This window comes from Phycicoccus ginsengisoli (genome assembly GCF_054779295.1).
This window is the reverse complement of sequence record NZ_BAAGYN010000003.1, coordinates 349,737-361,984: the sequence shown is the minus strand read 5'-3', so window position 1 is coordinate 361,984 and position 12,248 is coordinate 349,737. Positions and strand designations below refer to the sequence as shown.

The 12,248-nt window shown below is 74.2% G+C and carries 11 protein-coding genes; 5 read left to right on the top strand and 6 right to left on the bottom strand.

Going from position 1 to position 12,248, the window contains the following annotated elements:
* Positions 1 to 46: 46 nt before the first annotated feature.
* The 5 genes from ACYVDO_RS06870 to ACYVDO_RS06850 all read right to left on the bottom strand — a co-directional run bounded on the left by ACYVDO_RS06870 (position 47) and on the right by ACYVDO_RS06850 (position 4,679).
* Positions 47 to 238: a hypothetical protein gene (locus ACYVDO_RS06870; RefSeq protein WP_460934080.1), complete on the bottom strand. Its 192-nt coding sequence runs from the start codon at positions 236 to 238 to the stop codon at positions 47 to 49.
* 87 nt (positions 239 to 325) lie between these two features.
* Entirely contained in the window at positions 326 to 682 is a 357-nt protein-coding gene (locus ACYVDO_RS06865; RefSeq protein WP_460934078.1) for a fluoride efflux transporter FluC, read from the bottom strand.
* On the bottom strand, positions 679 to 1,092 hold the full coding sequence (locus ACYVDO_RS06860; RefSeq protein WP_460934076.1) for a fluoride efflux transporter FluC: 414 nt from the start codon (positions 1,090 to 1,092) through the stop codon (positions 679 to 681). Before ACYVDO_RS06860 ends, ACYVDO_RS06865 begins: the two co-directional genes overlap by 4 nt.
* A 109-nt stretch (positions 1,093 to 1,201) precedes the next feature.
* On the bottom strand, positions 1,202 to 2,431 hold the full coding sequence (locus ACYVDO_RS06855) for a pyridoxal phosphate-dependent aminotransferase (RefSeq protein ID WP_460934074.1): 1,230 nt from the start codon (positions 2,429 to 2,431) through the stop codon (positions 1,202 to 1,204).
* Positions 2,432 to 3,134: 703 nt separating this feature from the next.
* Entirely contained in the window at positions 3,135 to 4,679 is a 1,545-nt protein-coding gene (locus tag ACYVDO_RS06850) for a DHA2 family efflux MFS transporter permease subunit (RefSeq protein ID WP_460934285.1), read from the bottom strand.
* A 196-nt stretch (positions 4,680 to 4,875) separates the two neighbouring features.
* Between ACYVDO_RS06850 and ACYVDO_RS06845 the strand changes: the two genes are divergently transcribed.
* The 5 genes from ACYVDO_RS06845 (at position 4,876) to ACYVDO_RS06825 (ending at position 10,731) form a co-directional block, all read left to right on the top strand.
* Positions 4,876 to 6,351, top strand: coding sequence for an MFS transporter (locus ACYVDO_RS06845; protein WP_460934072.1), 1,476 nt, complete (start codon positions 4,876 to 4,878; stop codon positions 6,349 to 6,351).
* Positions 6,351 to 7,778, top strand: coding sequence for a pyridoxal phosphate-dependent decarboxylase family protein (locus tag ACYVDO_RS06840; RefSeq protein WP_460934070.1), 1,428 nt, complete (start codon positions 6,351 to 6,353; stop codon positions 7,776 to 7,778). The genes ACYVDO_RS06845 and ACYVDO_RS06840 overlap by 1 nt, the downstream gene beginning before the upstream one ends.
* Before the next feature lie 9 nt (positions 7,779 to 7,787).
* Positions 7,788 to 8,231, top strand: a complete 444-nt coding sequence (locus tag ACYVDO_RS06835; RefSeq protein WP_460934068.1) for a MarR family winged helix-turn-helix transcriptional regulator — start codon at positions 7,788 to 7,790, stop codon at positions 8,229 to 8,231.
* Positions 8,232 to 8,482: 251 nt separating this feature from the next.
* A complete protein-coding gene (locus tag ACYVDO_RS06830; protein WP_460934066.1) occupies positions 8,483 to 9,031 on the top strand; it encodes a MarR family winged helix-turn-helix transcriptional regulator in 549 nt (182 codons plus the stop codon).
* On the top strand, positions 9,031 to 10,731 hold the full coding sequence (locus tag ACYVDO_RS06825) for an MDR family MFS transporter (protein ID WP_460934064.1): 1,701 nt from the start codon (positions 9,031 to 9,033) through the stop codon (positions 10,729 to 10,731). Before ACYVDO_RS06830 ends, ACYVDO_RS06825 begins: the two co-directional genes overlap by 1 nt.
* Positions 10,732 to 10,760: 29 nt before the next feature.
* Here the strand turns inward: ACYVDO_RS06825 and ACYVDO_RS06820 are convergent, their stop codons facing one another.
* Positions 10,761 to 12,200, bottom strand: a complete 1,440-nt coding sequence (locus tag ACYVDO_RS06820; RefSeq protein WP_460934062.1) for a sensor histidine kinase — start codon at positions 12,198 to 12,200, stop codon at positions 10,761 to 10,763.
* Between the last annotated feature and the right edge of the window lie 48 nt (positions 12,201 to 12,248).

Sequence of the window (12,248 nt, the reverse complement as noted above, 5' to 3'; positions counted from 1 at the left end):
GCCCGCGGTCGACAGGACGCGACACGCTGATGCGGCTCCCTGGAGTTCAGCGTGTCGCGTCACCTCGACGCACTGCCCGGACCCGCGAGAACGGTGGCCCCGGCGGTCGGTGCACCCGCCGGGCGGCCGCGACGACGAGGGCGAGCGCCAGCGGCAGCTCCACGAGCGCGGGGCTGGGGACCGAACCGAGGCGGTCGGCGGAGTTTGCGGTGGTCACGTCGAACCAGGCGGCAGCCACGAGCATCCCGCAGCCGCCACGGCCGCCAGCACGAGCTCGGGCCGGCGACCCCACACCGACCGTGGGCGGGACGACAGTGGGCCGGGGTCAGGTGGAGGAGATCGCGAAGCCGAGCCAGACGGCTCCGAGGCCGAGGCCGAGGCTCAGGGCCAGGTTGGCGGCGAACGGGCGCCAGGCGCGTTCCTCGAGGAACACCCAGGTCTCGAAAGCCAGGGTGGAGAAGGTCGTCAGCGCCCCGCAGAAGCCGATCCCGACGAGGGGGAGCACCCACGACGCGGCACCCTGCCACCCCGCGACGAGCCCCAGCACGAAGGAGCCGGCCACGTTGACCACGAGGGTCCCGAGGATCGTCCCGGCCGAGGAGTGCGCGCGGGCCCAGCGGTCGACGAGGAAGCGCACGGGGGCACCCACGGCGGCGCCGGCCGCGACCAGCAGCCAGGTCACGGGCGCCTCCCGAGGAGCCGCTCGCCGGCGCTGATCCCGAGCCCGACGGCGACCAGCCCGACCACGAAGGAGGCGACGAGGTATGCCGCGGCCCGCCCTCCCTGCCCCGCGCCCGAGAGCACGTGCACGTCGAGGGCGAACGAGGAGAACGTCGTCCACCCGCCGAGCACCCCGACACCGAGGAAGGGCCGCAGCCACGGGTGCGGCCGGTCCATCGACAGCACCCAGACGACGAGGACGCCCATGGCGAACGAGCCCGTGACGTTGACCAGGAACGTCCCCCACGGCCAGCCGCCGGGGGCGTGCGGCAGCGCGAGGCCCACGGCATACCGGCCCAGCGACCCGGTCAGTCCGCCCAGGGCCACGACCCCCACGAGCGCAGGCGTCGCGGACGTCCGGGGGGCGGGCACGTGCCCCAGTCTGTCAAAGGTGGCTGGCCACCTCGCGCGGCGACCACCGGGCCGGACCACGTGGCGGGGCGCGCCCGCGCCTCGACTCGTGATGGGGTGAGGTGGGGGCTCAGCGGCGACGGGTGTCGAGGAACTCGCCGATGCGGCCGATCGCCTCGGTGAGGACCTCCACGTCGGGCAGGGTCACGAGCCGGAAGTGGTCGGGCTCGAACCAGTTGAAGCCGGTGCCGTGGGTGACGAGGATCTTCTTCTCCCGCAACAGCTCGATGACGAACGCCTGGTCGTCCTCGATCGGGAACTGCTCGGGGTCGAGCCGCGGGAAGCAGTAGAGCGCGCCGTGCGGCTCGACGCACGAGACGCCCTCGATCTCGTTGAGCAGCCGCCAGGCCGTCTTGCTCTGCTCGTAGAACCGGCCGCCCGGGTGGATGTACTCCTCGATCGACTGGTAGCCGCCGAGGGCCGTCTGGATGGCGTGCTGCCCGGGGACGTTGGCGCACATGCGCATGTTCGCCAGCAGGGTCAGGCCCTCGAGGAAGTCGGAGGCCAGGGACTTGGGACCGGAGACCATCACCCAGCCGGCGCGGTAGCCGCACACGCGGTACGCCTTGGACAGCCCGCTGAAGGTGAGGCACAGGACGTCGTCGCCCGCATACGTCGCGGTGTGGTGGTGCACCGGCTGGTGCTGGTCGTCGGCGAAGAGGATCTTCTCGTAGATCTCGTCGGACATGAGGACGAGGTCGTGCCGGCGCGCGATGTCGACGAGCCCACGGACGGTGTCCTCGCTGTAGACAGCGCCGGTGGGGTTGTTGGGGTTGATGACGACGAGCGCGTGCGTGTTCGGGGTGATCTTGGCCTCGATGTCCTCGAGGTCGGGGTTCCAGCCGTTCGACTCGTCGCAGCGGTAGTGCACTGGCGTGCCACCGGCGAGCGTCACCGCACCGGTCCACAGCGGGTAGTCCGGGGCCGGGACGAGGATCTCGTTGCCCTCGTCGACGAACGCCGTGAGCACCATCGAGATGAGCTCGGAGACGCCGTTGCCGATGAAGACGTCGTCGACGTGCGTGTCGGTGAGGCCGCGCGACTGGTAGTAGTGCGCGACGGCCGTGCGGGCCGAGTAGATGCCGCGGGAGTCGCTGTAGCCCTGGGCGTTCGGCAGGTGGTGGACCATGTCCTGCAGCACGGCCTGGGGGGCCTCGAAGCCGAACGGGGCGGGGTTGCCGATGTTGAGCTTGAGGATCTTGTGGCCCTCGGCCTCGAGCCGCTGCGCCTCGACGAGGATCGGCCCGCGCACGTCGTAGCGGACCTGGTGCAGCTTTCGGGACTGGGTGATGCGGCGCACCCGTGCAGTGTGCCAAACCCCGCTGGGTCGGGCGGGGAAGCGCCACCTGCCGGACGGGCGTAGCCCCGGGTCAGGGGCGCCCAGCGGGCTCGAGGAGCTCGACCGTGGTGACGACGCTCGTGACGCCGGGGGTCCGCGGGGTCGAGGAGAAGCCGAAGTCGCAGGGCGGCTCGACCGGGGCGAGGTTGCCGAGGTCCGTCCCCCCGCCACGTGCCCGACGCCGAGGAGACGCGGTGCAGGTCGGTCGCGCCGTACCACTCGCGTCGTCCCTCCAGGGCGGCGCCGCGGGTGCGCACGCCCCGCACGAGCGTCCGCGCTACCGGGTCGACCGCGGTGGCCCACCCCGGGCTCGTCGCCACGGGACGCGGGACGGTCCGCAGCAGCCACCCGAGCGGGGCGCGGCGCCCGAGCCCCAGCCGCAGTGACAGCAGGTCCCGCGCCGTGACCTGCCAGAGGCGTTCCCCGGTGCCGTCGTCGTCCACGGCGGTGACCGGCGCCACGTCGACCTCGTCGAAGGCGTAGGTCTGCGCGACGAACTCGGCGACTGCCGGGCTCGGTGCCAGCAGGGTCCGGTGCCCGGTGGTGTCCTGGACCATCACGTCGCAGAACGCCCCGAACGGCGAGTCGGCCCAGCGCCCGACGACGAGTCGCACGCCCGAGGTCGTCCCGACGCCCGCGATCGCCCCGGTGAACCGCAGCAGGGTCACCCGGACGCAGGCCTGGCCGAGGCAGGCGTGGTCGAGGCGGGCGGCGCGGCCGGCCCCGGGGTCGCTGAGGGTTCGCCGCCGGGCGCCGGGGTCGCGGCAGGCTCGCCGACGACCGCTGGCGAGCTCTCGGTCGCGTGCGTGGGGCGGGTGAACAGCAGGGCGGCCGCCAGCCCGATGAGCAGCGTGGCGGCGGGCAGCAGCAGGGACTGCGACATGGCCGCGGCGAACCCGTCCGCGATCTGCGGAGGCAGCCTGCGCCCGGACATCTGGGCGCCCGCACCGCCGGTCGTCGGGACCCCGGGCAGGTTCGCCGTGAGGCGCGCCTCGATGAGGGCGGCGATCGCCGCGCTGCCGAGCACCGCTCCGACCTGGCGGGTGGTGTTGTAGATGCCGGACCCCGCGCCCGCGGAGGAGAGCGGCAGGTTGCGCGTCGCGGTGGCGGCCAGCGGCGCCCACATGAACGCGTTGGCCACCCCCATCGTCGCCATCGGCAGCAGCAGGGTCCAGGTCGCGCTGTCGACGGTCGTGAGCCGGCTGAGCCAGAACAGCGATGCCGAGCACAGCGCGAGGCCGAACGCGGTGATGGTGCGGGGGTGCGCGCGGTCGGTCAGCCGACCCACGAACGGCGCGAAGGCCGCCGACAGCACCGCCATCGGCACGAGCAGGAGGGCCGCGCGTGTGGGGCTGAGGCCGCGCACGACCTGGGCGTAGAGCATGAACGGGAAGGCCATCGCCGTGATGGCGAAGCCCACCGAGCTGATCGCGATGTTGGACAGCGAGAAGTTGCGGTCACGGAACAGGCTGAGCGGCACCAGCGGCTCGCGCCGGACCCGGCCCTGCCACCACACGAACGCCGCGAACACCAGGACGCCCAGGACGATCAGCAGTGGCACCGAGACGATCCCGGTGATGGTGCCCCAGCCGTAGGTCTCGCCCTCCTGGATGCCGAACACGACGAGGAACATGCCGACCGCCGACAGTGCCACCCCGACCCAGTCGAAGCTGTGGCTGTGGGTCGCCAGCGTGGGCACGAGCCGCATCGCCAGCACGAACGCGACGACGCCGACCGGCACGTTGATGAAGAAGATCCACTCCCAGCCGGGGCCGTCGACGAGCAGCCCGCCCACGAGCGGCCCGACGAGGATCGCGACGCCGGCCGTCGCTCCCCACAGTGCCATCGCCCGACCGCGGGTGGCCGCCGGGAAGGTCCGCGTGATGACCGCCATGGTCTGCGGCGTCATGAGCGAGGCGCCCAGGCCCTGGACCACGCGGGCGACGACGAGCATGCCGATCGACCCGGTCAGCCCGCACCACAGGGACGACACGGTGAACAGCGCCAGGCCCGCGAGGTAGACGTACTTGGGCCCCACCCGGTCGCCGAGGCGGCCCGTGATGAGCAGCGGCACGGCATACGCGAGCAGGTAGGCGGAGGTGACCCAGATGACGGCGTTCACGTCGGCGTCCAGGCCCCGCATGATCGCCGGGGTCGCGACCGACACGATGGTCGAGTCGACGAGGATCATGAAGAACCCGATCACCATGGCCCACAACGCCGGCCACGGGCGGTAGCCGGGGGGCAGGTCGGTGCGGGCGGGAGCGGCTGCGGCCACGGGAGGCGCCTTTCTGGCGAGGGTGCACGCGTCGACGGAGGCGGCCGGGCGCGGTGGCGCCAGTATCGCGCGCGGCACCCACGCTGAACACCACCACGCGGCGCGGCGGCGCCCCTAGAGTCGCCGCATGAGCGCACCGCTGCCGGGCCGGGTCGTCCGCGGCTACGCGCTGGGCTCGGTCGCCACGGGCGCCTTCGGGACCGTGCCCGGGCTGCTGCTCCTGCCCTACCTGACCGACCGGCTCGGCATCGCCGCAGGACTGGCCGGGCTCGTCGTCTTCCTCCCCAAGGCCTGGGACGTCGTGCTCAACCCGGTGGCCGGGCGGATCAGCGACTCCTCCACCTCGCCCCAGGGCCCGCGCCGGCCGTTCCTGCTGCGGGGTGGCCTGCTGCTCGCGCTCGGGTTCGCCCTGCTCTTCGCCGGACCGTCGGGGCCGAAGCCGCTGGCCGCCGCCTGGGTGGTCGTGGCCTTCGTCGCCTGCGCCACCGCGTACGCGTTCTTCCAGGTGCCGTACGTCGCCATGCCCGCGGAGATGACCCAGGACTACGGCGAACGGACCCGGCTGATGACGTGGCGGGTCGCGGTGCTCGCGCTCGCGATCCTCGTCAGCGGTGCCTCCGCCCCTGCGGTGCGTGACGCCGTGGGGCCGCAGCAGGGCTACCGGGTGATGGGCCTGGTCGTGGCGGCGCTGATCCTCGTCGGCGTGCTCGGGGCCTGGCGCGGCACCGCGTCCGCGCCGGTCGGGCGGGTCGCCGCGTCCGCCGGCGGGCTGGCGGCGCAGCTGCGGGTGGTGGCCGCGGTCCGCGACTTCCGGCTGCTGCTGGGCACGTTCGTGCTCCAGGCCCTGGCCACGGGCGCCATGCTCGCCGGGGTGGACTACGTCGCCCGGCACGTCCTCGGGCGCGCGTCCGCGTCGACCGTGCTGTTCGTGTGCTTCGTGGGTCCCGCGCTGCTCGTGACCCCGCTGTGGCAGCGGGTGGGTGCGGCGCGGGGCAAGCGCTGGGGGTATGCCGTGGCGTCGGTGCTGCTCGGCGGCGGGGCTCTGGCGCTGGCCGGGTCGAGGTCGCTGCCGCTGGTCGTCGTCTACCTGGCCGTCGCGGTGGTGGGGGTCGGCTACGCCGGCGCGCAGGTCTTCCCGCTCGCGATGCTCCCGGACGTCGCCGCCGTCGACGCCGCGCGCACCGGCGGCAACCGGACCGGCGTCTTCACCGGCGTCTGGACTGCCGGGGAGACCCTCGGGCTGGCGCTCGGGCCCGGCCTGTACGCCCTCGTCCTCGCGGCCGGCGGCTACGTCTCCTCGACGGGTTCCGCTGCGGCGCAGCCGGACTCGGCGGTGAGGGCGATCGCCCTCGGCTTCTCGGTCGTGCCCGCCGTGCTCGTGGCGCTGAGCCTGCTGCTGCTGGCCCGCTACCGGCTCGACGAGTCCGCGGTGGCCGCCTCGGTGGCCGCCTCGGTGGCCGACGCAGCACGTTCCGGCGACGCCGGCCCCGCCCTGCCCGGCACCCACGGGAGCCGACCCGGTCCCCGCCCCGCTGGCGACAGCCAACCCGGCCCCCTTCCCGCTGACGACATCCGAACGCCCGTGACCCCCGAGGAGCCCTGATGGGACCGTCCGCCGACGAGGTGCTGGCCCGGCTCGAGCAGCTGCGGGCCGCAGACCTGCCGACCCACGGGGGCCGCACCCTCGCGTACGTCTACGACTCGGGACTGCACGAGGCCGACGAGCTCGGTTGCAGGGCGCTGGCGGCCTTCGCGTCGACGAACGGGCTCGACCCCACGGCGTTCCCGAGCCTGCTGCGGATGGAGCAGGACCTCGTGCGGTTCGCCGGCCGGCTGCTCGACGCGCCCGACGGGTTCGTCGGCACGGCGACCAGCGGTGGCACCGAGTCGATCCTGCTCGCCGTGCAGACCGCCCGCGACTCCCGGCCCGACGTGGAACGGCCGGCCATGGTGCTGCCCACGACCGCGCACGCGGCGTTCCACAAGGCGGCCCACTACTTCGGCGTCGAGCCGGTGCTCGTCGACGTCGACCCGCTCACCTGCCGGGCCGACCCGGCCGGGATGGACCGGGCGACGGACGACCGCACGGTCCTCGTCGTGGCGAGCGCCCCCTCGTACGCGCACGGGGTCGTCGACCCGGTCGGGCCCATCGCGGCAGCGGCCGCCGCCCGGGGCGTCCGGTGCCACGTCGACGCCTGCATCGGCGGCTGGGTGCTCCCGTACCTGTCCCGGCTCGGCGACGAGGTCCCTGCGTGGACCTTCGCGGTCGACGGCGTCGCGAGCATCTCGGTCGACCTGCACAAGTACGCCTACACGCCCAAGGGCATCTCGCTGCTGCTGCACCGGACGGCGGAGCTGCGTCGCCCGCAGTTCTTCGCCTCCGCCGACTGGCCCGGGTACACGATGCTCAACTCCACCACCCAGTCCACCAAGTCCGGCGGCCCCCTCGCCGCCGCGTGGGCGGTCGTCCAGCACCTCGGCGACGACGGGTACGCCGCGCTCGCCGAGCAGGTCCGCGACGGGATCCGCGCGCTCGTCGAGGGGCTGCGCGGCATACCGGAGCTGGCGCTGGAGGCGGAGCCGGACTCGACCCTCGTCGCGGTCCGCACCGACGGCAGCTGCGACGTCTTCACCGTCGCCGACGAGATGCGGGAGCGGGGCTGGTTCGTCCAGCCGCAGATGTCCTACCGGGGCCGGCCGCCGACCCTGCACCTGAGCCTCAGCGCCGCCACGGCACCCGTCGTGGGCGAGTTCCTCGACGCCCTGCGGGAGGCGGTGGCGGCAGCCGTCGAGGCCCGGCCGGTGCCCGTCCCGGCGGAGCTGGCCGCGGTGGTGGGGGCCATCGACCCGGCCACCCTCGACGAGGCGGCGTTCGACGGGCTGCTCCAGGTGGCCGGCCTCGCGGGAGCCGACGGCGCGCTGGACCTGCCCGCCCGGATGGCGCCGGTCAACGCGCTGCTCGACCTCGCGCCGCCGCGGCTGCGCGAGGCCCTCCTCGTGGCGTTCCTCGACCGCCTGTCGCGCCCGTAGGCTGCGGCCATGTCCCGATCACCCCTCGGTGAGCTCGAGGTCGAGCTCACGCGGCTCATGCGGCGGGCCCGCAGCGCCCAGCAGCGGACCGCTGCCGAGGTGCACCCCGACCTCGACTCCGCCGGGTATGCCGTGCTGGTCGCCGTCCGCGACCTCGCCGCCACCGCCGGGGGAGCACGGGGCGGCGAGGTGTCCGAGGTGCTGGGCCTGCACAAGTCCACGACGAGCCGGAACCTCACGACGCTGGAGGACCTCGGTCTCGTCGAGCGCATCCCCGACCCCGACGACGCAAGGGCCCGCCAGGTGCGGCTGACGCCACAGGGCGCCGAGGCGCTCGAGTCGTCGGTCGTCGGTCGTCGGGCCCGGCTCCGCGCCCAGCTCCAGGAGTGGGACGGCGGGGACATCGCCGCGCTGGCCCGGCTGCTGCGCAAGCTCAACGACTCAGCCCCCTGACCCTGCCGCCCCCCGCCCCGGCCCTCCGCACCCCCGGCCCTCCGCAAGACAACGGTTGCTCGACGTCCCGCGGGATGCCAACCCGCGGTATGCCGGACAACCGTTGTTTTGCGCGGGTCGCCGGGCTGCCGGGGTTGCCGGTCCTGCCCGGGCGGCCGGGGCGGCGCGCAGTCCACCACCGCCCCGGAGAATCAAGTTGCGTTCAGCAACTAAATGATTTATGTTGTGTTCCGCAACCAAAGGAGCACGCCATGACCAGCACGGCCACCGCACCGGTCCCGACGACCACGCCGCCCACCGAGGCGGAGGTCGACCGTGCCGTGGAGGTACTGTCGGCGCTGACCGGCCTGATCCGCACCAGCCGTGCCATCGGCCGCCGCCTCCAGGAGGAGGGAGCCGGCGCCTCGGGCACGCCCGTGGCGGTCCTCAAGGCCCTGGCCCGCGCCGACGGTCACGACCGCCCCGGCGACCTGGCCGTCGCCGCGGGGGTCGCCCCGTCGGTCGTCAGCCGCGTCCTGCCCAGGCTCGAGGAGGACGGGCTCGTGCGCCGGCGCCCGGACGAGTGCGACGCCCGGGCGAGCCGGATCGCCCTCACCGACGCCGGGGTGGCGCACCTCGCCCGGGTCCAGCGCCAGACGGCCGCGCTGCTCGCGCCGGCGCTGCACGGCATACCGCGCGGCGACCTGGACCGGCTGCCCGGCCTGCTCTCCGAGCTCGACCGCGCGCTCGTGCGCGCCACCGACCACCCCGCAACGACGCGGCACCACCAGCCCACCCCGACCCCCCAGGACTCCCACTGATGTCAGCCAGCACGACCGCCGCGACCGCCGCCGCCGCGAACCCCGAACAGCCGGGGGAGATGACGCACCGCCAGATCCTCGAGGCGATGACGGGGCTGCTCGCCGGCCTCTTCACCGCCCTCATCAGCAGCACGATCGTCTCGACCGCGCTCCCCACGATCATCGGCGACCTGCACGGCACCCAGCGCCAGTACACCTGGGTGATCACCGCGTCCCTCCTCGCCACCACGGTCAGCACCCCGATCTGGGGCAAGCTCTCCGACCTGTTCAGCAAGAAGCTGCTCGTCCAGCTGTCCCTCGCGGTCTTCGTCCTGGGGTCGGTCGCCGCGGGCCAGTCGCACACGGTCGGCTTCCTCATCGCCTGCCGGGTCGTCCAGGGACTCGGGATGGGCGGCCTCACGGCCCTGACCCAGTCGATTATGGGCGCGATGATCGCCCCGCGTGAGCGCGGCCGGTATGCCGGGTACATGGGCGCCGTCATGGCCGTCTCGACCGTGAGCGGCCCGCTGCTCGGCGGCTTCATCGTGGACAGCGGCCTGGGCTGGCGCTGGACGTTCTATGTCTGCGTGCCGCTGGCGATCATCGCGATGTTCGTCCTGCAGTCGACCCTGCACATCAGCACCCCCAGGCGGATGCCCAGGATCGACTACCTGGGCGCGGTGCTCATCGCGATCACCTCGTCGCTGCCGCTGCTGTGGGTCACCTTCGCGGGCAACGACTTCCCGTGGTGGTCCACGCAGACCGTGCTCTACCTCGGTGGCACGCTCGTCGGCCTCGCGCTGACAGTCGTCGTCGAGCTGCGGGCGGCCGAGCCGATCATCCCGATCCGCCTGCTGCGCAACCTCACCACCGGCCTGGTCATCGTCGCCAGCGTCGCCGTCGGGGTCGCGATGTTCGGGGGCACGACCTTCCTCACCCAGTACTTCCAGGTCTCCCGGGGCTACAGCCCCACCCACGCGGGCCTGCTCACCATCCCGCTCATGGGTGCCCTGCTCCTCTCCTCCACCCTCGGCGGCAGGTACGTCAGCAACACCGGCAAGTGGAAGGGGATCATCATCGGAGGCGGCGCCTTCCTGGTGGCCGGCCTCGTGTGGCTGGGCCGCCTGGACCACGTCACCCCGCTGTGGCAGATCGGCGTCGCCATGGCCCTCATGGGCGTCGGCATGGGCGCGATGATGCAGAACCTCGTCCTCGCCGTGCAGAACTCGGTCGACGTCCGGGACATCGGTGCCGCCTCGGCGAGCATCGCGTTCTTCCGCACGCTCGGTGGCGCGATGGGCGTCTCGGTCCTGGGTGCGGTGCTGGCCAACGGTGTGCGCGACCACATCGTCGAGGGCCTGAAGGCCCTGGGCCCCAAGGCCGCTGCCGCCGCGCAGTCCGGCGGTGGGACCGGCACGCTGGACATCAAGGACATGCCGGCGCCCATCCGGGAGATCGTCCGGGCGGCCTACGGCGACTCGACGGGCCACATCTTCGCCATCGCCGCGGCGTTCGGCGTCATCGCCCTCCTCGCGGTGCTCTTCGTCAAGGAGACCCCTCTGCGGACCACGGTCGCGATGACGCAGGAGGCCCCGGTCGCCGCGGCCGCGGCCACCGCGGCCACGACGGGGACCGGCGCCCCCGAGGCCACCGGCCTGGTGACCTCGACCGGTGCCCCGCTGGCGACCGCCGGCGCGGCGCCCCGCTCGAGCGGCGACTGACCCGAGGAGGTCGCGGGTCCGCGACCGGCTCAGGCGGGCGGCAGCTCGACCACGGCCCGGACCCCCGGGGCCGCGTCCTCGAGCCGGACGCGGCCGCCGTGCCGGGTGACCAGCTCGCGCACGATCGCCAGCCCCAGCCCGCTGCCACCGCTGTCGCGGTCCCGAGCGTCGTCGAGCCGGGCGAACCGGTCGAACACGCGCTCGCGGTCGGCCTCGGGGATGCCGTTCCCGTCGTCGCCCACCGTGACGCGGACCCATGAGCCACCGGCGGCCGGTCCCGCGGAGACCTCGACCACCACGGCCGAGGCGGCATGCCGCACCGCGTTGTCCAGCAACGCCGACAGTGCCCGGTCGAGCTCCTCGGGCCGCCCCCGCACCATGGCCGGCGCGGCCGGGCCGGCGGCGCTGCCGGCGTGCGGGTGGGGGACGCGCACCGGCCCCGCGAGGCGCACCGACACCGGGACGCGGGCCGCGGCATACCGCGACACCACGACGCCCACCAGGTCGGTGAGGTCGACCGACTCCACGCGCGGTGCGGCGTTCGGTGCGCCCGACCGCGCGAGCACGAGCAGGTCGTCGACGATCCGCCCGAGCCGCTCCACCTCGGGCAGCAGGTCGGCCGCCATCCCGTCGTCCTCACCGAGCCGCTGCGCGACCTCGAGCTGCGTACGCATCGTGGCCAGCGGGCTGCGCAGCTCGTGGGCGGCGTCGGCGACGAAGGTGCGCTGCCGGGCGCTGGACTCGGCCAGGCGCGCGAGCATGCCGTTGAGGGTGGTGGCCAGCGCCTGCACCTCGTCGCGGGTGGGTGGCACCGGCAGCCGCTCGCCCGGGTCGGCCGACTCGCCGATCCGCTCGGCGCCCTGCCGCAGCGCCTCGACGGGGCGCAACGCCGAGCCGATGACCCGCCAGGCGATCGCCCCGATGACGACGAGGAAGACGGGGAAGGCCACGAGGAGCAGCGTGCGCACCACCCGCAGGCTGGTCTCCAGGTCGGCGGTCGGGACTGCCGCCACGACCAGCACGGGTGCCTCGGCCGGGCCCGCACGCACCCCCGCGACCTCGAGCGGCCCGGCCACCCCTGCGCGGGACCCCGGGACCCGCACGGGCTCGCCCCGCAGGACCCGCCCCCGCTCCTGCTCGGTGACGATCGGGGTCAGCCGGTCGGCGGCCACCGAGCCGGCCAGCACCCGGTTCTGCGCGTCGAGCACCTGCACCAGCTGGGCGCCGCTCACCGGGACCGGGTCGGGCAGGCGCCCGTCGTTGACGAGGGCGGCCACGTCCTGGGCGCTCGACCTCGCCTCGTTGCGCACCGCCCGGTCGAGCGAGGCGCCCGTCGCGGCATACAGGACCCAGCCCCCCAGCAGCAGCGCCCCGGTGATGCCCACGAGCCCGATGGCCATGAGCCGCACCCGCAGGGTGCGACGGGCGAACCAGCCCGACCGGCCGCGGACCGCGTCCACCGAGGTCATGCCCGCGCCCTCACGCCCGCGCCCTCACGCCCGCGCCCTCACGTTCGC